Here is a 21,440-nt window from a genome sequence, read left to right as displayed (position 1 = left end):
CGTGAGGCGATCTGTGACAGGTATCACCGCTCAGGTGTGATCTGCGATTTAGGGTCCCACGTCCCTCGGGGATAACCTGCGGGACGGACATGCCGCGTCCACGGTCACCGTGTGCGCCTTCCTTGTGACAGCGCCGTCACGTTGCCCTCCGCGGCACGCCCACGCAGATAGCAGACAACCGCGAATCACTGCGAATCTTTAAAAAGACAAGGGACGGACGCGCGTGGACCTGTTCGAGTACCAGGCGAGGGACCTCTTCGCCAAGCACGGTGTACCGGTGCTGGCCGGTGAAGTCATCGACACGCCTGAGGCGGCTCGCGAGGCCACCGAGCGGCTGGGCGGCAAGTCGGTCGTCAAGGCGCAGGTGAAGGTCGGCGGCCGCGGCAAGGCCGGCGGCGTGAAGCTGGCCGCCACCCCGGACGAGGCTGTCGCCCGGGCGACGGACATCCTCGGCATGGACATCAAGGGCCACACGGTCCACAAGGTGATGATCGCCGAGACGGCTCCGGAGATCCTCGAGGAGTACTACGTCTCGTACCTCCTCGACCGGACCAACCGCACCTTCCTCGCCATGGCGTCCGTCGCGGGCGGCATGGACATCGAGCAGGTCGCCGAGGAGACCCCGGAGAAGCTCGCCAAGGTCCCGGTGAACGCCAACGAGGGCGTGACCATCGAGAAGGCCCGCGAGATCGTCGCGCTGGCGCAGTTCCCGGCCGAGGTCGCCGAGAAGGTCGCCGAGGTCCTCGTGACCCTGTGGCTGACCTTCATCGCCGAGGACGCGCTCCTCGTCGAGGTCAACCCGCTCGCGAAGGTCGCCAACGGCGACGTCATCGCGCTCGACGGCAAGGTCTCGCTCGACGAGAACGCCGAGTTCCGCCAGCCGGGTCACGAGGAGTTCGTGGACCACGCGGCCGCGAACCCGCTCGAGGCCGCCGCCAAGGCGAAGAACCTCAACTACGTCAAGCTCGACGGTGAGGTCGGCATCATCGGCAACGGCGCGGGTCTCGTCATGAGCACCCTCGACGTCGTCGCGTACGCCGGCGAGAACCACGGCGGCGTCAAGCCCGCCAACTTCCTGGACATCGGCGGTGGCGCCTCCGCCGCCGTCATGGCCAACGGTCTCGAGATCATCCTCGGCGACCCGGACGTCAAGTCCGTCTTCGTCAACGTCTTCGGTGGCATCACCGCCTGTGACGAGGTCGCCAACGGCATCGTCCAGGCGCTGCAGCTGCTCGCGGACAGGGGCGAGGCGGTCACCAAGCCGCTGGTCGTCCGTCTCGACGGCAACAACGCCGAGCTGGGTCGCAAGATCCTCTCGGACGCCAACCACCCGCTGGTCCAGCGCGTGGACACCATGGACGGCGCGGCCGACAAGGCCGCCGAGCTCGCGGCTGCGAAGTAAGGGCAGAGGTCACAGACTCACATGGCTATCTTCCTCAACAAGGACAGCAAGGTCATCGTCCAGGGCATGACCGGTGCCACGGGCATGAAGCACACCAAGCTGATGCTGGCTGACGGCACCAACATCGTCGGCGGCGTGAACCCGCGCAAGGCCGGCACCACCGTCGACTTCGACGGCACCGAGGTCCCGGTCTTCGGCTCCGTCGCCGAGGCGATGGAGAAGACGGGCGCCAACGTCTCCGTCCTCTTCGTCCCGCCGGCCTTCGCCAAGGCCGCCGTCGTCGAGGCGATCGACGCCGAGATCCCGCTGGCCGTCGTCATCACCGAGGGCATCGCGGTGCACGACTCCGCCGCCTTCTGGGCGTACGCGACCGCCAAGGGCAACAAGACCCGGATCATCGGCCCGAACTGCCCGGGTCTGATCACCCCCGGCCAGTCCAACGCCGGCATCATCCCGGGCGACATCACCAAGCCCGGCAAGATCGGTCTCGTGTCCAAGTCGGGCACGCTGACCTACCAGATGATGTACGAGCTCCGTGACATCGGCTTCACCTCCGCCGTCGGCATCGGTGGCGACCCGGTCATCGGCACCACGCACATCGACGCCCTGGAGGCCTTCGAGGCCGACCCGGACACCGAGCTCATCGTCATGATCGGCGAGATCGGCGGCGACGCCGAGGAGCGTGCGGCGGACTTCATCGCGAAGAACGTCACCAAGCCGGTCGTCGGCTACGTCGCGGGCTTCACCGCCCCCGAGGGCAAGACCATGGGCCACGCCGGCGCCATCGTCTCCGGCTCCTCCGGCACCGCGCAGGCCAAGAAGGAGGCCCTCGAGGCCGCCGGTGTGAAGGTCGGCAAGACCCCCACCGAGACCGCGAAGCTGGCGCGCGAGATCCTGAACGCCAAGTAAGCGCGACTCTGCACGGGCGTGGCCCGCACCCCCCCCGGGGGTGCGGGCCACGCCCGTTCTCATTCGCCCTTCGGGGCGATCCGCGCCGGTCCGGCCTCCGGATCGGCGAGCAGTTTGTCGTGGAGTTGTCTGCTGTGCTCGGTGAGCTGCTGGGGGCCGGCGAGCGGGGGCACGCCGGAGACGCTCTCGCCGGGCGCCAGCGGGGGCTCGTAGTGGGTGGGCGCGGTCATGAGCGTGTAGGCGGTCGAGACGGCGATCATCGCCGTCAGGCTGAGGGTCGCGCGGGTCCACGTCCGGGTGCGCCGCTCCCCGCCGCCACGGACGGCCGCGGCCGGGCGGGGATCGAGGTCGACGGCCGGTCGCAGTGCGGTGAACAGGTCCCGCAGCAGCGCGGACTGCTTCTCGGGCGGTACCTCGGCCAGTTCGGGGATCAGCTCGGTGAGGTCGGCGTGCGCGTGCACGAGCCGGTTCCCGGCGGTGGGGGTGGTGGCCTCGGTCTCGGCGGCGGTGTCGGGCAGGTCGAGGCCGACGCCGTCGTAGAGCAGGACGGTACGGCGGTGGACGGGGGGCAGCGAGAGCAGCGCGTCGAGGAGCATCCGGTCCGCGGGTTCGGCGGGGGGCTTGTCGGGGTGGCGGTGGGCGCGCCGGAACCGGTGCCAGGGGGAGAGGGCGTACTCGTACACGATCGCCCGCACCCAGCCCACCGGGTCCGGGTCGGTGGCCACCTCGGGCCACCGTGCCCAGGCCTGGACGAAAGCTTTCTCCACCGCCTCCAGGGCGAGGGCCCCGCGGCCGGTGAGCAGGTAGGCCTGCCGGGCGAGATCGCGTGCGGCACGGGCATAGAGGGCGTCGAAGGCCTCGGCCGGGCCCTGTGCCGGGACCGCCGTGGGCTGCTCGGCGGGCTCGGCAGGCTCGGCAGGCTCGTCGGGCTCGGCGGGCTCGCCGGTGGTGGCGACGGTGGTGGCGATGGGCTCGCCGGTCACGGCGGCGGGCCCGTCGGCGGTCGCCTCGGCGGTCGCGGGTTCGGCCGGAGCGTTCGCGGCGGGTGGGTCGGCGGCAGGGTCCTCCGCCGCCCGTGCCGGCTTCGCCTCCCCGGGCTCACCGGTGGGCGCTGCGGCTTCCGTGGGGTCCGCCAGCCGGGCCAGGAAGCGCGTGTACACCTCCCGCTTGCGTCCGCGGGGGGCCGTGCGGCCCGATTCCCAGGAGCGGACGGTCGCCGCGGTGACGCCCAGCGCCGCGGCGACCTCTTCGTGTGTCAGTTCCGCCGCCTCGCGCAGTCTGCGGCGCTCCTTCGGGGCGGGCAGGCTCAGCTCCGAGTCCGCTGAGGAGGCCGTCTCGACGCTTCGTGTCATGCCACACTCCCCGCGAACCGACAGCCCTGGGCGAAAAAGTACATAAACGTATATTGAGCGACACCACGGGCATTCGCCTGTTACCCGCCCATAGCGCGTGTCGTTGGCACCATGGCGGGGTGACCCAAGTGACCGAACGCGGGACCTCGTTGCCGACGGCCCCGCGAGCCGGCGTGCGGCGCCGTTCGCCGGCCGCCGCCGCATGCGTCGTGGGCGGCGCCGTGGCGGCCGGACTCGGGCTCGGCTTCCTCGCCGTGCTCGTCATCGTGCTGTGGATCAGTTCCCCCTACCCCGACAGCGGCCCCGGCGGGGCCCTGCACCTCGCCGCCGGGCTCTGGCTGCTCGCGCACGGGACCGAGCTGGTGCGGTACGACACCCTGTCCGGCGTTCCCGCGCCCGTCGGCATGACGCCCCTGCTCCTCGTCGCGCTGCCCGTGCTGCTCGTACGGCGGGCCGCGCGGCTGGGCAGCGCCGCCGAGGAGGAGGACGAGGAGGTGCTGCCCGCCGGAGCCGTGTTCTCCGCCGTGCTCTGCGGATATCTCGCCGTCGGGGCCGTCGCCACGGTCTACGCCGCGGGCGGCCCCATGTCGGCCGACCCCATCAGTGCGGCCTGGCACATCCCGCTGGTCGCGGTGCTCGCCGCCGCAGGCGGGGTGTGGGGAGCGCGGGGACGTCCGCTCGGGCCGCTGCCGTCCTGGCTGCCAGGGGGCGTACGGAGGGCCGTCGTGCGCCCCCGGTACGCGCTGGCGCTCCGGGCGGGCGCGGGTGGGGCCCTGGTGCTCCTCGGCGGTGGCGCGCTGGTCGTCGGCGCCTCGCTCGCGTGGCACGGCGCCGAGGTGCAGGCCTCCTTCCTGTCGCTGACCGGGGTCTGGTCGGGCCGCTTCGCGGTCCTGCTGCTCGCGCTGACGCTGATCCCGAATGCCATGGTCTGGGGCGCGGCCTACGCCCTCGGGCCCGGCTTCGCCCTCGGCGCCGACGTGACGGCCGGCCCGCTCGGCTTCCCGGGCGCGCCCGGGCTGCCCCGCTTCCCGCTGCTGGCAGCGCTCCCGTCCGACGGGCCCGGGACCCCGCTGACCTGGGCGGTCGCCGTGGTGCCGGTGGTTGCCGGGCTGGCGGTGGGCTGGTTCGCGGTACGCCGGGCGCGCGAGGTCTCGTACGGGGAGACCGCGCTCACGGCGGCCCTGGGCTCGCTGGTGTGCGGCCTCGCGATGGCCGGGCTCGCGGCGGCGTCGGCGGGGCCGATGGGCTCGCGGCGGCTGGCCGAGTTCGGGCCGGTGTGGTGGGCCACCGGGGCGGCGGCGCTCGCGTGGACGGCGGTGCTGGCCGTGCCGGTCGCGGTGGCGGTGCACGCGTGGCGGAACCGCCCGGCGATGGGGCCGGGCGCGCTGGATGCCGATGCCGATGCCGATGGCGATGGCGCGGTGGGTGACGGGTGGCACGACAGCGGGGTGCGGGAGGTCCGGTGGGCGGCGATGAGGAAGGCGGCGGGGGCGCTGATTCCCGAGATCGGGGTGGCGGTGCCTCCGGCGGTTCCTGAGGTTCCTGAGGTTCCTGCTGTGCCTGAGGTGCGGGTGCGGGTGCGGAGGGCTGTGACCGTGGTGTCCGGGCTGGATCTGGATCCGGGCCTGCTCGCGGGGAAGGCGGCGGAGCCGGTGCTGCCGTTGGCTCCGCCGGTGGTGGGGGCGCGGGTGCTGGCCCGGCGGAAGCCGCCGCCCGAGTAGGCCGTTCGGGTGCGGCGCCGCTGCTGGGGCTCCGCCCCAGACCCCGCGCCTCAAACGCCGGCGAGGCTGAAAGATCGCCTCAAACGCCGGCGGGGCTGGGAGGGAGTCGGCGAGGCCGAAAGACCGCCTGGCGCCAGCGGGGCCGGCAGGCAGTCGGCGAGGCCGAAAGAACGCCTGACGTCGGCGGGGCCGGGAGGGGGTGTCGGCCGTTACGGGCGGACCTTCAGGACGTCGCCCACCAGGTTGTTCGGGAGGAGGGTGTTGCACTGGAGTTCCGCCGACTTGGTGAGGGCGTCGTCGCGGCAGACGTAGAAGTCCTTGTACGCGAGCTGCAGCGCGTACGAGCTCATCGCCAGCAGGATCGCCAGTGAGGCCGTGACCAGCCCGCTCACCGCCGCCGTGCGCTGGGGGCGGGCCGCGGGGCCCAGGGCGTCCAGGCCACCCGCCGTTGCGGCCGGGGCGCCGTCGGCCGTCGCCGGTACGGGCTTGCCGCGCAGCGCGCTGATTCCCCAGTAGAGGGCGAGCGCCCCGAGCAGCAGTCCCACCGACGGGATGCCGAAGATCCCGAAGAAGAAGCCCCACATGCCGGCCAGCAGCGCGTACCGGGCGCGGCGCTGGATCGGGTCCGTCGGGTCCCAGCGAGCCGGCCCCCGCTGCCCGTCCGAGTCCTTCGGGCTCTCGCCGTTCCCGCCACCACCACCGTCGCGCGGCTGCCACGGCTGGTCGGGCCGGCCTTCCGGCGGAGCAGCGAAGGGGTTGTCGTCGGTGGGGGAGTCGGGCTGACGGCGGTCCGGCATCGGGTGTGTTTCTTCCCCTGTGTCATGGACGTCGGGAGGACGTCGTGGCGAGGTGAGCCCAGTTTGCGGCTTGTACGCCAGACGCTACCGCCCGGTCGTCCCCCCGTCCCTCGGGGGCTGTCCGGTGTACCGGTATCGTTGCAGGCGGTCGGTGGCTTCGTACGGTTGCCCATATATCGGTACCCCGAAGTTTCGTATGACCACACAAGACGAACACCGCAATCCCGCGAGAAAGGGCCTCCCATGGCCGCCTCCCGCCTGGTCGTGCTGGTCTCCGGTTCCGGCACCAACCTCCAGGCCCTCCTCGATGCCATCGACGCCCACCCCGGCGGATCCGAGGGCTTCGGCGCCGAAGTCGTCGCCGTGGGTGCCGACCGCGAGAACATCGCCGGCCTGGAGCGGGCGGAGAAGGCCGGGATTCCGACCTTCGTCTGCCCGGTCAAGGGCTACGGGAGCCGCGCGGAGTGGGATGTCGCCCTCACCGAGGCGACCGACGCGTACGCGCCGGACCTCGTCGTGTCCGCCGGATTCATGAAGATCGTGGGCAAGGTGTTCATCGACCGCTTCGGCGGCCGGTTCATCAACACCCACCCCGCCCTCCTCCCCGCCTTCCCGGGTGCGCACGGCGTACGGGACGCACTCGCGTACGGCGCGAAGGTCACCGGCTGCACGGTCCACTTCGTGGACAGCGGCGTGGACACCGGTCCGATCATCGCCCAGGGTGTGGTCGAGGTCAGGGACGAGGACGACGAAGCCGCTCTCCATGAGCGCATCAAGGAAGTCGAGCGCCAGCTGCTCGTCGATGTCGTGGGGCGTCTGGCCCGGCACGGCTACCGCATTGAGGGACGAAAGGTAACAATCCAGTGACCGCCGTAGAGAGCAACGACCCGACCACGACCCAGCGGCCGATCAGGCGTGCGCTCGTCAGTGTCTACGACAAGACGGGACTGGAAGAGCTGGCCCGCGGCCTGCACGAGGCGGGCGTCGCGCTCGTCTCCACCGGCTCCACCGCGTCGCGGATCGCCGCGGCCGGAGTGCCCGTCACCAAGGTGGAGGAGCTGACCGGCTTCCCCGAGTGCCTGGACGGCCGGGTCAAGACCCTGCACCCGCGCGTGCACGCCGGCATCCTGGCCGACCTGCGCCTGGAGGACCACCGCAACCAGCTCGCCGAGCTGGGCGTGGAGCCCTTCGATCTGGTGATCGTCAACCTGTATCCCTTCCTGGCGACCGTCCAGTCGGGTGCCACCCCCGACGAGTGCGTGGAGCAGATCGACATCGGCGGCCCGTCGATGGTGCGCGCCGCCGCCAAGAACCACCCCTCCGTCGCGGTCGTCACCAGCCCGGCCCGCTACGCCGACGTCATCGCGGCGGCCCAGGGCGGCGGCTTCGACCTCACCGCCCGCAAGCGGCTCGCGGCCGAGGCCTTCCAGCACACCGCCGCCTACGACGTGGCCGTGGCCTCCTGGTTCACGAACGCGTACGCCCCGGAAGCCCCCGAGGACGACGCCGCGGCGCTGCCCGAGTTCCTGGCCGGCGCCTGGGAGCGCAAGTCGACCCTGCGCTACGGCGAGAACCCGCACCAGGCCGCCGCCCTCTACACGGACGGTCAGCCCGGCGGACTCGCCAACGCGGAGCAGCTGCACGGCAAGGAGATGTCCTTCAACAACTACGTGGACACCGAGGCCGCGCGTCGCGCCGCCTACGACCACGAAGAGCCGTGCGTCGCGATCATCAAGCACGCCAACCCGTGCGGCATCGCGGTCGGCGCGGACGTCGCCGCGGCCCACCGCAAGGCGCACGCCTGCGACCCGCTGTCGGCCTTCGGCGGCGTCATCGCGGTCAACCGCCCGGTGACCGTCGAGCTCGCCGAGCAGGTCGCGGAGATCTTCACCGAGGTCATCGCCGCCCCCGCCTACGAGGACGGCGCGGTCGAGGTCCTGGCCAAGAAGAAGAACATCCGCGTCCTGAAGGTGGACGGCACCCCGCACCAGCCGGGAGACCTCAAGCCCATCAGCGGCGGTGCGCTGCTCCAGCAGAGCGACCTCTTCCAGGCCGAGGGCGACGACCCGGCCAACTGGACCCTGGCCACCGGCGACGCCCTGTCCCCGGCGGAGCTCGCCGAGCTGGCCTTCGCGTGGAAGGCCTGCCGGGCCGTCAAGTCCAACGCGATCCTGCTCGCCAAGGACGGCGCCTCGGTCGGCGTCGGCATGGGCCAGGTCAACCGCGTGGACTCGGCGAAGCTGGCGGTCGAGCGGGCGGGTGCCGAGCGCGCGCAGGGCTCGTACGCCGCGTCCGACGCCTTCTTCCCCTTCCCGGACGGGCTGGAGATCCTGACGGCCGCGGGCATCAAGGCCGTGGTCCAGCCGGGTGGTTCGGTCCGTGACGAGCAGGTCGTCGAGGCCGCGCAGAAGGCCGGCGTGACCATGTACTTCACCGGGACCCGGCACTTCTTCCACTGAGCCGTCCGGCAGACCCCGACCTACGGCGAAGGCCGCGTCCCGCACTGCGGGACGCGGCCTTCGCCGTATGCGTACGGGACGGTCAGTACTGGGGGCGCCGGAAGTAGTCCCCGGCCTTGGCGAGGCCGATGACGACGGTGAGGCCGAGGGCGAGGGAGATCAGGGACGGCAGCACGGTGATGAAGGTGGCGCCGGCCTGGGTGTGCTCGCTCGCACCGAGCGCGACCAGGTACACCAGCACGCCGAGGGCGGCGAAGAGGGTCTGGAGCGAGCCGTAGATGATGCCGGAGACGCGCACTCCGCCGCGGCCCTTGCCCATCTTGGCCGCGGTCAGGATGGGCCACAGGGCGAAGCCGATGAAGAGGAGGCCCAGGACGACGCCCGCGGTCCCGGCGACGGCGCCGGCGTCCTCCGTGGCGGAGCTGGACGAGCTGGAGTCCGAGAGCACAGCGGCGAACACGGCACCGCCGATGATGACGAACAGGCCGCCCAGCGCCTGCAGCGCGCCCACGATGAAGAGGATGACGCGGGCGGCCTTGGCGCCGCCCGGCATCTCCATGTGGGCTCCGGGGTATCCGCCGGGCCCGCCCGGGTACCCGGCCGGGCCGCCCGGGTAGCCCTGCGGGGCCTGCTGCGGGTAGGCGTAGCCGCCCTGCGGCGGGACGCCCTGGGGCGCCTGCTGGGGGTAGCCGTAGCCGGGCTGGCCCTGGGGGGCCTGGGGCGGCTGCTGTCCGTACGGGTTGTGCGGTTCGCCGAAGCTCATGGTGGGGTGTTCCTCCGTGGAAGTGCAGGGACGCACGGCACGAGCGCGGAGGAATCCTGCACGGTGCGGTCCCGCCCCCCGGCACTGCCCGCGGCACTCAGTCGTTTCATCGTCGTCCGACCGGCTGTTACTTGTCCAGTTGGTTGCGCTACGGGCGGTGACTTGTTGTGCAAGTGCAATGAACCCAGAGCCCCTGCGAGTGCCTTGACTGGAACCGGGACCACCTCATCCGGGAGGATGGGGTCATGACCGCCCAGATTCTCGATGGCAAGGCCACCGCCGCCGCGATCAAGTCCGAACTGACCGCCCGTGTGGCGGCCCTGAAGGCCCGGGGTATCACCCCCGGCCTCGGCACCCTGCTGGTCGGTGACGATCCGGGCAGCCGGTGGTACGTCAACGGCAAGCACAAGGACTGCGCCGAGGTCGGCATCGCCTCCATCCAGCGCGAACTGCCCGAGACGGCCTCCCAGGAGGACATCGAGGCGGTCGTACGGGAGCTCAACGCCAACCCGGAGTGCACCGGCTACATCGTCCAACTCCCGCTCCCCAAGGGCATCGACACCAACCGGGTCCTGGAGCTGATGGACCCGCTGAAGGACGCCGACGGCCTGCACCCCATGTCGCTGGGCCGGCTGGTTCTGGGCGAGCCGGGCCCGCTGCCCTGCACCCCGTACGGGATCGTCGAACTGCTGCGCCACCACGGCGTTGCGATCAACGGCGCGCACGTCGTCGTCCTCGGCCGCGGGATCACCGTCGGGCGTTCCATCGGCCTGCTGCTGACCCGTAAGTCCGAGAACGCGACCGTGACGCTCTGCCACACCGGTACGCGCGACCTCTCCGGGCTGCTGCGCCAGGCGGACATCATCGTCGCGGCGGCCGGTGTGCCGCACCTGGTCAAGCCGGAGGACGTGCGGCCGGGCGCGGCCGTGCTCGACGTGGGCGTCAGCCGCGACGGGAGCGGGAAGATCGTCGGCGACGTGCATCCGGGCGTGGCCGAGGTGGCCGCGTGGATCTCGCCGAACCCGGGCGGGGTCGGCCCGATGACCCGGGCCCAGCTGCTCGTCAATGTCGTCGAGGCGGCGGAACGGACCTCCAGTGCAGGCTGAATCGGACGCGGAGAACGCGGCGGGCGGTGGCGCGGCCCGGGCGAACGGCACCCCCGTCGCTCCGGTCGCACCCGTCACGCCGGTCGTCCCTGCCGTCGGGGCCGGGCCCGGTGCCCAGAGCGGTGCCGCCGCGTCCGGGGCCGAGGCGGCCAGGTCCCGCCGCTTCCCCTCCGTCACCCGGGACACCGCCCGCCCCGAGGGCAGCGGCCGCGCCGTGCCCGGGGCCGTGTCCACACCGGCCCGTCAGTGGCCGATGCTCAGCGTGCTCACCGCGACCGCGGTCGGGCTGCTGATCACGGCGCTCGGGCACCCGCGGGTCGGCTGCCTGTTCATCGGCGTGGCCCTGATCGCGGCCTCGGTGATGCGGCGCCTGCTGCCCTCGGTGGGCATGCTCGCGGTCCGGTCCCGCTTCACGGACATGATCACGTACGGGCTGCTGGGCGTGGCGATCACCCTGCTGGCGCTGGTGATGCCCAAGCCGTTGCTGCACATCCCCTTCATGGAGGACGTGGTCCGCTTCACCGTGCGCTAGGCCGTCTCTTCCGGATCTTGTCGGCCGACAACGCGGCCGGGTGCGGTGCCGGGCGTCGCGGGCCCGGCAAGATCCGGAAGAGACGGCCCAGCCGCGGTGGACCAGTGCGTCCGGCGTCCGCCCCGGCCCCGGCAGCTCCCGTACGGCGGCGCCGGGCGGCGGGGCGCCGCACAGCAGCTTCGGCAGGATCGACACGGCCTGCCCGGTGGCCACCAGCCACAGCCCGGACCGCAGGTCCCCGCACTCGTGGGCGAAGCGCGGGGTGAATCCGGCGTCCCCACTCCATCCGCGCCACGTACGTGCAAGTGGCCCAACGGGAGGGTGAAATCGACGCGGTGGCGTGCGCGGCCGGCAGCGTGCCGCGGCGAACGTCTGCGTCAAGGCCGTGGAGGGGCACCGGACGGGCCGGATCTTCCTGGTCGAACAGCGGCCCGCGGGCCGGTCGCGCCTTCGAACACCGGGGTCCGTGTGCCACGCACCACAGGGACCCGGGGGTTAGCCCGGTCCCGGGTCGGATAGCCTGACCGCGGATGTCTCTTCACGTCAAGATTTACAGGGGAGCGGCGTCCTCCAGCACATGGGGCAGGGACGCCCCACCGCCAGCTGTCTAACGGAGAAGGCCATGACCCGCACTCCTGTGAATGTCACCGTCACCGGCGCCGCCGGCCAGATCGGCTACGCGCTGCTCTTCCGCATCGCTTCCGGTCACCTGCTCGGCGCGGACGTGCCGGTCAAGCTCCGTCTTCTGGAGATCCCTCAGGGCATGAAGGCCGCCGAGGGCACCGCCATGGAGCTCGACGACTGCGCCTTCCCGCTGCTCGCCGGCATCGACATCTTCGACGACCCGAACCAGGGCTTCGACGGCGCCAACGTCGCGCTGCTCGTGGGCGCCCGCCCGCGCACCAAGGGCATGGAGCGCGGCGACCTGCTCGCCGCCAACGGCGGCATCTTCAAGCCGCAGGGCCAGGCCATCAACGCGCACGCCGCGGACGACATCAAGGTCCTGGTCGTGGGCAACCCGGCCAACACCAACGCGCTCATCGCGCAGGCCGCCGCCCCGGACGTACCGGCCGAGCGCTTCACCGCGATGACCCGCCTGGACCACAACCGCGCGATCTCGCAGCTGGCCGCCAAGACCGGCGCCGCCGTCTCCGACATCAAGCGCCTGACCATCTGGGGCAACCACTCGGCGACCCAGTACCCGGACATCTTCCACGCGGAGATCGCCGGCAAGAACGCCGCCGAGGTCGTCAACGACGAGCTGTGGCTGGCCGACACCTTCATCCCGACCGTCGCCAAGCGCGGCGCCGCGATCATCGAGGCCCGTGGCGCGTCCTCGGCCGCCTCGGCCGCCAACGCCGCCATCGACCACGTCCACACGTGGGTCAACGGCACCGCCGAGGGCGACTGGACCTCGATGGGCATCCCGTCGGACGGCTCCTACGGCGTCCCGGCCGGTCTGATCTCCTCCTTCCCCGTCACCTGCAAGGACGGCAAGTACGAGATCGTCCAGGGCCTGGACATCAACGAGTTCTCCCGCACCCGCATCGACGCCTCCGTCCAGGAGCTGGCGGAGGAGCGCGAAGCGGTCCGCGAGCTCGGCCTGATCTGATCCGGTCGCCCGACCCGATCCGCTCTTCCGAAAGGCCCCGGCGCACTGCGCCGGGGCCTTTTGGCGCGATCGCGCCTGTCGCGGTGCCGATGATCGCCTTATCGTTTCCCTCCGCACACCGAAAGGGGGATTCGGTGACAAGCACCGCGGATGACAGAACTCCCGTGCACCCTTCGCTCAGCGAAGCCGGTCGGCTGCTGTGCGCCGGCAGCTATCTCGACGCCGCGTACCGCGACAGGGTGATCCAGGAGCTCTATGTCCACGAGGAGCGCTTCGTGGCGCCCTCCTACGGCTTCGACGCCGCACGCGTCCTCGCCCACGCACTCCAGGCCCGCCGCGCCGAAGCGGCCTGGGCCTCGGCCGTCCTGGCGGTGTGGGGGCTCGGACTGGTACTGGCCCAGGCACTTGTGATCTTCCTGCTGATCCCGGCCGCGTTCCTGAGCGGGGCCGCTCGGCTCGAGCGCCGCCGGGTGAAGCGGGAACGCGGCAGCCGCTTCCTGGAACTCCTCCTGCGCGCATGCGGCTACGTCCTGCTCATCGGCGTCGTGCTGGGCGTGCTGGTCGGCGCGGTCGAAGGCCGGACGAGCGTCGGAGGGACCGACGAATCGCTCCTGGTTTTCGAGTCCTTCCTGCGGGAGTTCGAGGGAGAGCCCTTCGCCCTCGGCTTCGTTCTGGCGCTGCCCGCACTCGGCTACGCGCTCGCGGTCGCGTACGCCTGGACGGCCCTGATCGTCTTCGCCCTGCTGGCCCTGGTCGTCGGCCTCCAGCAGGGCCACTTCGCCCGCGTCATCAGCACCTCGCTCAGCCGCGACCGCTACGCCGACCCGACCGCCGACCCCGCCTCCGGCAGGCGCTTCGTCATGGCCCGCGACCGGATCCTGCGGACCCAGCACAGCCGCCTGGTCATCTACAGCGTCGAGGACCCGTTCTGCGGTGCGGGCGCCGCGTACCGCCCCTGGCACCTGTCGGTCGAGCTGCGCCCCCGCACGGACGGCGTCGAGCCCGAACCGCTGGACAACGAGCGGATCGTGGCCCGCATCCGGCCGCGGCTGGAGGCCCTGCGCGTCCCGTCCCCGCACGGCTCGCCCGAGGCCGAGCAGGCCGTACTGGACCGGCTGCGGGAACTGGTCGTCGACGAGTGCGTGTTCCTGCCGGCCTCCGGGCTGCCGGCCGCGTTCGCGCCGGACCTCTCGGACAGCGCGTTCGAGGCGCACCGGGCCGGAGCCGTGGAGGAGGGCGGGGAGCGCCGCCGGCACTTCCTGCGGGTACGGGTCGGCGGCTGGGACGAGAACCTCGTCGTCACCGTCTTCGTACGCGTCCACACGCAGGGCGGGATGCTGATGCTGGAGGTGGCGCCGCACGTGCTGCTGCCCATCCGGCCGGAGTTCCAGGAGGCCGACGACGTGGCCCGGCGCCACCTGCGCAACAACCCCTTCGCCAAGGTGGTCTGGGCGCTGCGCAACGCCCCGCGCTCGCTCGGCAAGGCCCTCACCACCCTGTCGGGCGGCAGCCGCGGCCCGTGGCAGATCGCCACGGAGGGCCACGGCGGCGCGCTCCCGGCCGGTCCGGCCGTGTCCGTACGCGAACTCGCGGCGCGGGAGGACGCCTCGCTGTTCCAGCTGATGGACCTGGACCGGTACCTGAAGACCATTCAGGACCGGATCGTCGGCGGCGTGACCCTCGCCCTGCACGAAGCGGGCTGGCACACGGAGGAGTTCGCACAGCGGGCGGTCACGGTGGCGGAGGGCGGGGTCTTCATCCAGTCCGTGAGCCACAGCGCGTTCAGCGTGGGCGGCAGCGGGCACAGCAACCGGACGAGCCACCACACGAGCCACCACACCAGCGGGGGGAGCAGCAATGACGCATGACGGGGGAGCCGGAGCGGGGTCGGGAGCCGGCACCGGGGAAGTGCGGATCAACAGCGTCAGCAACACGGCGTTCAGCATCGGCGGCACGCACATCACCAACACCAGCGTCCACCACGACGGTACGGGGGCGGGTGCCCCGGGCGCGGAGGAACTGCTGGAGGCCGTAAGGGAGCTGCGCGCCGCCCTCGTACGCCTGCCCCGCAGCGCCGACCGGGCGGCGCTCGACACCGAACTGGACGAGGCCGCGGGCGAGCTGGAGGGGGCCGGGGAGATCCGGCCCGGCCTGCCCGCCCGGCTGAGGGGGGCGCTCCAGCGCTGGGCCCCGCTGGTGGAGTCGGTGAACGCGGCCGCGGCCCTCGGCGGGCTGCTCGCCGCGTTGGGGAGCTGACCGGTGGCCACCGGCGGCGGCGCCCACTGGAATCCGCAGTCGCAGCGCTGGGAGTGGGCGGACCAGCCGCCGCCACCGCCGACGGGCGGCGGTGGCGGTCGTGGCGGCGGCCCGGATCCGGTGCGGAACGGGAAGGTCCTGCTGTGGGTGGCCCTCGGGGCCGCGGTGGTGGGCGGCTGCGCCATGGCGGGGTGGCTGCTCCTCGGCGACGAGGAGCCGAAGGCGCCGGCCGCGGCCCCGTCGGCTTCGGGCACCCCGGATCCTTCGACCGGTACGGAGCCGAACCCGGAGCCCACCGCCGCGTCCGCCTCCGCCTCCCCGTCGGCCGCAGGGGCGTACACGGTGGTCCGCGACGACGCCGGTTTCTCGGTCGCCGTACCCACGGGCTGGGCGCGCAGCTACGACGAGAACGGCAGCGGGTCCTTCTACCGCCGGCCCGGGGACCGCAGCGCGCTGGTTCAGATCTTCCGCGTCACCGAGCCGGACGGTGTCGGCGCGTGCGAGCTGCTCAGGGTCTCCTCGCAGACCCTCGGCGCCAATCCCGGCTACCGGGAGGTCTCCGTCGAAGCGGTGCCCGGGTCGTCCTGCGAGCTGGTCTACGAGTACGACAGCAAGGAGTCGCAGGGCCGCCGCCGCGGGATCGAGCGGATCACGGTCGCCCCGGACGGCCGGCGGTGGGCGCTGCTGGCGGCCGGTCCGGCCGCCGACGGCGCGGCGGTGCGCGCGAACCTGACGGCGGCCGTGGAGTCCTTCAGGCCGGACTGACCGGCGGGACCGTACTACTTGTACATGCCCGGGGTGTAGTGGCCCGGAACCATGCGGGTGGTGACGCCGATGCGGTTCCAGACGTTGATCGTCGCGATCACGGCGATCAGCTGGGCCAGCTCGCGCTCCTCGAACTGCCGGGCGGCCTTCTCGTAGACCTCGTCCGGCACGAAGCCGTCCGTCAGGACGGTGACCGCCTCGGTGAACTCGATCGCGGCGAGCTCCTTTTCGGTGTAGAAGTGCCGCGACTCCTCCCAGGCGCCCAGCTGGACGATGCGCTCGACGCTCTCACCTGCGGCGATCGCGTCCTTGGTGTGCATGTCGAGGCAGAAGGCGCAGTGGTTGAGCTGGGAGGCGCGGATCTTGACGAGTTCGACCAGGGAGGGGTCCAGACCCTTCTTGGAGGCGATCTCCAGGGCCAGGACGGCCTTGTAGACCTCGGGGGCGAGCTTCGCCATGTGCAGGCGCGGGGTGTGCTCGGGGGCGTGTTCGTGTGCGGTCGTCATGTGATCCACCCTAGGAGCCGGGCGGCCCACCGATATGGTCCATATTCATGACGGAATCGTGGGCCACTTTCGGCGCCGACCTGCACCTGCAGCTGGACCTCACGGCCGGACGCCGGCTGCGGGCCGGGCTCACCGAGGCCCTGCGCGAGGCCGCGCGCAGCGGGCGGCTGGCGGCCGGGACCCGGCTGCCGTCCTCGCGCACCCTCGCCGCCGACCTGGGCATCGCCCGGAACACGGTCGCCGAGGCGTACGCCGAGCTCGTCGCCGAGGGCTGGCTGACAGCCCGCCGCGGCTCCGGCACCCGCGTCGCCGAACGGGCCCGGCCGCGCCGTCCCGCGGCGGCCGGTCCCGTACGGCGCCCTGCGCGCAGGGGGCCCGCGTACAGCCTGGTGCCCGGCTCCCCGGACCTGGGGGGCTTCCCGCGCTCGGCCTGGCTGTCGGCGGCCCGCCGGGCCCTGACCGAGGCGCCGAACGAGGCCTTCGGCTACGCGGCCGACCCGCGCGGCCGCGTCGAGCTGCGGCAGGCGCTGGCCGGCTACCTGGCGCGGGCGCGCGGGGTGTACGCGGACCCCGACCGCATCGTGCTCTGCGCGGGCTTCCTGCACGGGCTGACCCTGCTGGCGGGCGTGCTGCGGGCGCGGCGGGTGCGGGAGGTGGCGGTGGAGGGGTACGGCCTGGACTTCCACCGGAACCTGCTGGTGCGGGCGGGGCTGCGGACCCGCCCGCTGGGCGTGGACGCGGAAGGGGCCCGGACGGGGGAGCTGACCGCGGCGGCGGGCGCGGTGCTGCTGACCCCGGCGCACCAGTTCCCGACGGGCGTGGCCCTGACCCCGGCGCGGCGGGCGGCCGCGGTCGACTGGGCCCGGACCACGGGCGGGCTGATCCTGGAGGACGACTACGACGGGGAGTTCCGCTACGACCGCCAGTCGGTCGGGGCGCTCCAGGGCCTGGATCCGGACCGGGTGGTGTACCTGGGCACGGCGAGCAAGTCACTGGCCCCCGGACTGCGGATGGGCTGGATGGTGGTCCCGCCGGGGCTGCTGGAGGAGGCGCTCGCGGCCAAGCAGCCCACGGACTGGGCGTGCGGCGCGCTGGACCAGCTGACGCTGGCGCAGTTCATCACCTCCGGGGCCTACGACCGGCACGTGCGCGGGATGCGGCTGCGGTACCGGCGGCGCCGGGACGAGTTGGTGGCGGCGGTGGGGGACCGGGTGGGGGTGTCGGGGATCGCGGCGGGACTGCACGCGGTGCTGGACCTCCCGGCGGGGTCGGAGCGGGTGGTCCTCCAGTCGGCCGCCTGGCAGGACCTGGCCCTGCACGGGCTGGCGCGGTTCCGGCACCCGGAGGCGGAGGTTTCGGGGCGGGATGCGGTGGTCGTCGGCTACGGGACCCCGTCGGACAGTGCGTGGTCCCCGACGCTGGCGGCCCTGGCAGCGGCCCTCCCGTGACCTGCGACCCCGTGTCGGGGGCGCCGCCCCGGACCCCCGCGCCTCAAACGCCGGCGGGGCTGAGGGAGCGCCTCAAACGCCGGCGGGGCTGGATCCGGGCGCGGCCGGGGGTTCGCCGAAGCGGGCCAGGGCCAGGGAGCCGGCGACGGCCACCGCGAAGCCCGTCACCGCCAGCCAGGCCAGGCCCTCGCGGGTGCTGTCGCCGAGCCAGGCCACGCCCACCACCGCCGGGCCGACCGTCTCGCCGAGCACCAGGCCCGCCGTCGCCACCGTCACCGAGCCGCGCGCCAGCGCCGAGGTGAGGAGCAGGAAGGCCGCGCCACCGCCCAGCAGGAGGGCGTACAGGGCGGGGTTGCGCAGGTCCCACGGCGAGTCGATGAGCCGGACCGAGACCTCCACCACCCCGAAGCCCGTACCCGCCGCGAGACCGAGGACCAGCGCCCGCGGTCCGTCCGGCAGCCGCCCCGCGACCACGCCGACCAGCAGCACCAGCCCCGCCACCGCCAGCAGCCCCAGCTTCAGCGCCAGCGACCCGGCCCCCGTGCCCTCCTCCCCGGCGGAGAGCCCGAGCATCACCAGCCCCGCGCACACCACCGCCACCGCGCCCCACTCGATCCGGGACAGCCGCACCCGCAGCAGCCGCGCCGCGACCACCGCCGTCACCGCCAGGCTGGCCGCCAGCGCGGCCCCCACCGCGTAGATCGGGACGTGCCGCAGCGCGATGATCTGGAGCACGAAGCCGGCTCCGTCCAGGCCGAGGCCGGCCAGGTAGCGCCACTCCCGCACGGCCCGCAGGAACAGCGCCGTGTCCACGCCGGACCCCGTACCCGGCTCCCCCGACCGCACCGCGACCGCCTGCAGGACCGACGCCGTACCGAAGCAGACCGCCGCACCGAGCGCGCAAATCATCCCAATAAGCACGAACTGACTCTAGATCACGGATCTCACGACGGCCGGATTCCATCGGCCGGGGACCCCGCTCTAGTCTGTCGGCAGCACGCGAGGCCCCAGGGGGAACAGCAGACATGGACAGCAGCAGCACCAATCAGCGCCGAATGCGCTCCGGCGCGGTCGCACTCGGCGGCATGGGCCTGCTCGCGGCCACGCTCGTGGCCTGCGGCAGCAGCGAAGAACCGGACAAGCGCTGCGCCTCCCGCTCCACCTTGCAGCACCTGAACAACAAGGAATGCAAGAGCGGCGGCACCGGCGCGTACTACTACGGCGGCCACGTCAGCGCCGGCAAGGTCTCCGGCGGCAGCTTCGACAAGTCCGCCGTCACCCGCGGCGGCATCGGCGGCCACAAGAGCTCCGGCTCCAGCGGCGGCTGACCGGCACCATGGAGCGGCACACCATCGAGCCCCGTCCCGGCTGGCAGAAGACCGTCGAGGAGCAGGGGGTGATCTACCCCCTCACCCGCTACCCCGACGACTCCCTGCGCCCCTACTGGGACGAGAGCGCGTACTACTCCTTCTCGCTCCCCGAGGTCGAGGCGCTGGAGAACGTCGTCGAGGAGCTGCACGCCATGTGCCTGGCCGCGGCCGCGCACATCGTCGAACACGACCGCTTCGCCGACCTCGGCATCACGGACCCGAAACTGGCCGCGCAGATCGCCGAGTCCTGGCGGCGCCGCGCCGAACAACCGTCCCTCTACGGCCGTTTCGACCTGCGCTACGACGGCACCGGCAGCCCGGCCAAGATGCTGGAGTACAACGCCGACACCCCCACCTCCCTCGTGGAGGCGGCCAGCCCGCAGTGGTTCTGGATGGAGGAGCGCTTTCCCGGCGCCGATCAGTGGAACTCCCTCCACGAGCGCCTCGTCGACGCCTGGCGGCGCCAGGCCGAGCTGCTCCCGCCCGGCCTGCTGCACTTCGCGCACTCCGAGACCGACGAGCTCGGCGAGGACCTGATGACGGTCGCCTACCTCCAGGAGACCGCCGAGCAGGCCGGCCTGGACACCCAGGCGCTCTCCGTCGAGCAGATCGGCTGGGACAGCCTGTCCGGCCGGTTCGTGGACGAGAAGCTCCGCTTCATCCGCTCCTGCTTCAAGCTCTACCCGTGGGAGTGGCTGGCGACGGACGATTTCGGTCCGCAGGTGCTCGGCACGTACGACCACGGCGGCGGCTCCGGCACCACCTGCTGGATCGAGCCCCTGTGGAAGATGCTGCTGTCCAACAAGGCGCTGCTCGCGATCCTGTGGGAGCTCTTCCCGGAGCACCCCAACCTGCTGCCCGCCTACCTCGACGGCCCGCGCGAACTGGCCGGGCCCGGGTCCACCGGCTACGTGGCCAAGCCGCTCCTCGGCCGTGAGGGCGCGGGGGTCACCCTCCACGAGGCGGGCGGAGCCGGCGAGCCGTTCGTACCGGAGGAGGGGGAGCGGTACTGCTTCCAGGGCCTGGCCCCGCTGCCCGACTTCGACGGCAACCGGGTGGTGCTCGGCGCGTGGGTCGTCGAGGACGAGGCGGCGGGGCTCGGCATCCGGGAATCGGCGGGGCCGGTCACGGACGAGTACGCCCGCTTCCTGCCCCACGTCATCCTTTAGGGCCTGTACTGCGCGTGGAGAGCCCGCCCTACGCGCCCAGCACCGATCGGAGCTGGTCCAGGCCCCAGTCCAGGTCCTCCTTGCTGATCACCAGCGGCGGGGCGATCCGGATCGTCGACCCGTGGGTGTCCTTCACGAGCACCCCGAGCTCCATCAGCTTCTCGGAGATCTCCCGGCCCGTGCCCCGCGACGGGTCGATGTCGACGCCCGCCCACAGCCCGCGGCCGCGTACGGCGGTCACCGCGCCCCCGCCGACCAGCAGGTTCAGCTCACGGTGCAGGTGCTCGCCCAGCTCGGTGGCGCGGCCCTGGAACTCGCCGGTCCGGAGCATCGCGATCACCTCCAGGGCGACGGCGCACGCGAGCGGGTTCCCGCCGAAGGTGGACCCGTGCTGGCCGGGCCGGAACACCCCGAGCACGTCCCGGTCGGCGACGACGGCCGACACCGGCACCACGCCGCCGCCGAGCGCCTTGCCGAGGATGTACACGTCCGGGACGACGTCCTCGTGCTCGCACGCGAAGGTCCGGCCCGTCCGTCCCAGCCCCGACTGGATCTCGTCCGCCATGAAGAGGACGTTCCGCTCGCGGGTCAGCTCCCGTACGCCGCGCAGGTACCCGGCGGGCGGAACCAGCACGCCCGCCTCGCCCTGGATCGGCTCCAGCAGCACGGCCACCGTGTTCTCGGTGACGGCGTGCGCCAGCGCGGTGAGGTCCCCGTACGGGACGATCTCGAAGCCCGGCGTGTACGGCCCGAAGTGGTCGCGGGCGTCGTGGTCCGTGGAGAAGGAGACGATGGTCGTGGTCCGCCCGTGGAAGTTGTCGGCGGCGACCACGATCTTGGCGTGCCCGTCCGGGACGCCCTTGACCTCGTAGCCCCACTTGCGGGCGGTCTTCACCGCCGTCTCCACGGCCTCCGCGCCCGTGTTCATGGGGAGCACCATCTCCTTGCCGCACAGCGCGGCGAGCTCGGTACAGAACTCGGCGAAGCGGTCGTGGTGGAAGGCGCGCGAGGTGAGCGTGACCCGTTCCAGCTGGGCACGGGCGGCGTCGATCAGACGGCGGTTGCCGTGCCCGAAGTTGAGGGCCGAGTACCCGGCGAGCATGTCGAGGTATCTGCGGCCCTCGACATCGGTCATCCAGGCGCCTTCCGCGGACGCGACGACCAGGGGCAGCGGGTGGTAATTGTGCGCGCTGTGCGCGTCTGCGGAGCGGATGGCATCAGCAGTTGTCGACACGGGGTCTCCGATCGTCCGTCCGGCGCGGTGAAGCGCCGG

General features: G+C 72.6%; 20 protein-coding genes. 14 read left to right on the top strand and 6 right to left on the bottom strand.

The window, feature by feature from the left end; all coding sequences use genetic code 11:
* The first annotated feature begins 223 nt into the window (after positions 1-223).
* Positions 224-1,402 carry an ADP-forming succinate--CoA ligase subunit beta gene (sucC, locus tag OG373_RS16415; RefSeq protein ID WP_397733058.1) on the top strand — a complete coding sequence of 393 codons (1,179 nt, stop codon included), beginning with the start codon at positions 224-226 and terminating at the stop codon, positions 1,400-1,402.
* A 21-nt stretch (positions 1,403-1,423) separates the two neighbouring features.
* Positions 1,424-2,311, top strand: a complete 888-nt coding sequence (gene sucD, locus OG373_RS16410; protein WP_030230875.1) for a succinate--CoA ligase subunit alpha — start codon at positions 1,424-1,426, stop codon at positions 2,309-2,311.
* A gap of 59 nt (positions 2,312-2,370) precedes the next feature.
* Here sucD and OG373_RS16405 read toward each other — a convergent pair whose 3' ends face one another.
* Positions 2,371-3,663: a helix-turn-helix domain-containing protein gene (locus tag OG373_RS16405; protein WP_405439049.1), complete on the bottom strand. Its 1,293-nt coding sequence runs from the start codon at positions 3,661-3,663 to the stop codon at positions 2,371-2,373.
* Positions 3,664-3,782: 119 nt separating this feature from the next.
* Here OG373_RS16405 and OG373_RS16400 point away from each other — a divergent pair, with 119 nt between their 5' ends.
* Positions 3,783-5,384, top strand: a complete 1,602-nt coding sequence (locus tag OG373_RS16400; RefSeq protein WP_405439048.1) for a DUF6350 family protein — start codon at positions 3,783-3,785, stop codon at positions 5,382-5,384.
* Between the two features lie 209 nt (positions 5,385-5,593).
* Here OG373_RS16400 and OG373_RS16395 read toward each other — a convergent pair whose 3' ends face one another.
* Positions 5,594-6,181 carry a hypothetical protein gene (locus OG373_RS16395; RefSeq protein ID WP_397733051.1) on the bottom strand — a complete coding sequence of 196 codons (588 nt, stop codon included), beginning with the start codon at positions 6,179-6,181 and terminating at the stop codon, positions 5,594-5,596.
* A gap of 243 nt (positions 6,182-6,424) precedes the next feature.
* On the opposite strand from OG373_RS16395, the gene purN reads away from it, so the two are divergent.
* Positions 6,425-7,048 (top strand): phosphoribosylglycinamide formyltransferase, encoded by a 624-nt coding sequence (purN, locus tag OG373_RS16390; protein WP_189733222.1) that lies wholly within the window; start codon positions 6,425-6,427, stop codon positions 7,046-7,048.
* On the top strand, positions 7,045-8,640 hold the full coding sequence (gene purH / locus OG373_RS16385) for a bifunctional phosphoribosylaminoimidazolecarboxamide formyltransferase/IMP cyclohydrolase (RefSeq protein ID WP_405439047.1): 1,596 nt from the start codon (positions 7,045-7,047) through the stop codon (positions 8,638-8,640). The genes purN and purH overlap by 4 nt, the downstream gene beginning before the upstream one ends.
* Before the next feature lie 82 nt (positions 8,641-8,722).
* Here purH and OG373_RS16380 read toward each other — a convergent pair whose 3' ends face one another.
* Positions 8,723-9,403 (bottom strand): hypothetical protein, encoded by a 681-nt coding sequence (locus tag OG373_RS16380; RefSeq protein ID WP_405439046.1) that lies wholly within the window; start codon positions 9,401-9,403, stop codon positions 8,723-8,725.
* 245 nt (positions 9,404-9,648) lie between these two features.
* On the opposite strand from OG373_RS16380, the gene OG373_RS16375 reads away from it, so the two are divergent.
* The 6 genes from OG373_RS16375 (at position 9,649) to OG373_RS16350 (ending at position 15,674) form a co-directional block, all read left to right on the top strand.
* On the top strand, positions 9,649-10,509 hold the full coding sequence (locus OG373_RS16375) for a bifunctional methylenetetrahydrofolate dehydrogenase/methenyltetrahydrofolate cyclohydrolase (protein WP_405439045.1): 861 nt from the start codon (positions 9,649-9,651) through the stop codon (positions 10,507-10,509).
* Positions 10,499-11,041 carry a DUF3017 domain-containing protein gene (locus OG373_RS16370; protein WP_397733042.1) on the top strand — a complete coding sequence of 181 codons (543 nt, stop codon included), beginning with the start codon at positions 10,499-10,501 and terminating at the stop codon, positions 11,039-11,041. Before OG373_RS16375 ends, OG373_RS16370 begins: the two co-directional genes overlap by 11 nt.
* A 622-nt stretch (positions 11,042-11,663) precedes the next feature.
* On the top strand, positions 11,664-12,653 hold the full coding sequence (locus tag OG373_RS16365) for a malate dehydrogenase (protein WP_405439044.1): 990 nt from the start codon (positions 11,664-11,666) through the stop codon (positions 12,651-12,653).
* A 134-nt stretch (positions 12,654-12,787) separates the two neighbouring features.
* Positions 12,788-14,521, top strand: coding sequence for a hypothetical protein (locus OG373_RS16360; protein WP_405439043.1), 1,734 nt, complete (start codon positions 12,788-12,790; stop codon positions 14,519-14,521).
* Entirely contained in the window at positions 14,511-14,909 is a 399-nt protein-coding gene (locus OG373_RS16355) for a hypothetical protein (RefSeq protein WP_405439042.1), read from the top strand. The genes OG373_RS16360 and OG373_RS16355 overlap by 11 nt, the downstream gene beginning before the upstream one ends.
* A 3-nt stretch (positions 14,910-14,912) precedes the next feature.
* Positions 14,913-15,674, top strand: a complete 762-nt coding sequence (locus tag OG373_RS16350; RefSeq protein WP_405439041.1) for a hypothetical protein — start codon at positions 14,913-14,915, stop codon at positions 15,672-15,674.
* 14 nt (positions 15,675-15,688) lie between these two features.
* On the opposite strand, the gene OG373_RS16345 is transcribed toward OG373_RS16350, so the two are convergent.
* Positions 15,689-16,180, bottom strand: coding sequence for a carboxymuconolactone decarboxylase family protein (locus OG373_RS16345; protein WP_397733038.1), 492 nt, complete (start codon positions 16,178-16,180; stop codon positions 15,689-15,691).
* Positions 16,181-16,227: 47 nt separating this feature from the next.
* Between OG373_RS16345 and OG373_RS16340 the strand changes: the two genes are divergently transcribed.
* A complete protein-coding gene (locus tag OG373_RS16340) occupies positions 16,228-17,628 on the top strand; it encodes a PLP-dependent aminotransferase family protein (protein WP_405439040.1) in 1,401 nt (466 codons plus the stop codon).
* Between the two features lie 72 nt (positions 17,629-17,700).
* Here OG373_RS16340 and OG373_RS16335 read toward each other — a convergent pair whose 3' ends face one another.
* Positions 17,701-18,537, bottom strand: coding sequence for a hypothetical protein (locus OG373_RS16335; protein WP_405444082.1), 837 nt, complete (start codon positions 18,535-18,537; stop codon positions 17,701-17,703).
* A gap of 116 nt (positions 18,538-18,653) precedes the next feature.
* Between OG373_RS16335 and OG373_RS16330 the strand changes: the two genes are divergently transcribed.
* Both OG373_RS16330 and OG373_RS16325 read left to right on the top strand, forming a co-directional pair.
* On the top strand, positions 18,654-18,956 hold the full coding sequence (locus OG373_RS16330; RefSeq protein ID WP_405439039.1) for a hypothetical protein: 303 nt from the start codon (positions 18,654-18,656) through the stop codon (positions 18,954-18,956).
* An 8-nt stretch (positions 18,957-18,964) separates the two neighbouring features.
* Positions 18,965-20,167, top strand: coding sequence for a glutathionylspermidine synthase family protein (locus OG373_RS16325; RefSeq protein WP_405439038.1), 1,203 nt, complete (start codon positions 18,965-18,967; stop codon positions 20,165-20,167).
* Positions 20,168-20,195: 28 nt separating this feature from the next.
* Here OG373_RS16325 and rocD read toward each other — a convergent pair whose 3' ends face one another.
* Complete coding sequence (rocD, locus tag OG373_RS16320; protein WP_397733032.1) at positions 20,196-21,401, bottom strand: ornithine--oxo-acid transaminase; 1,206 nt, start codon at positions 21,399-21,401, stop codon at positions 20,196-20,198.
* Positions 21,402-21,440: the final 39 nt, after the last annotated feature.

Origin of the sequence: Streptomyces avidinii (genome assembly GCF_045161815.1) — a bacterium.
Lineage (GTDB): Bacteria > Actinomycetota > Actinomycetes > Streptomycetales > Streptomycetaceae > Streptomyces > Streptomyces avidinii.
Note: the sequence above shows the minus strand (reverse complement) of the source record. Positions and strands in the feature narration are given on the sequence as shown.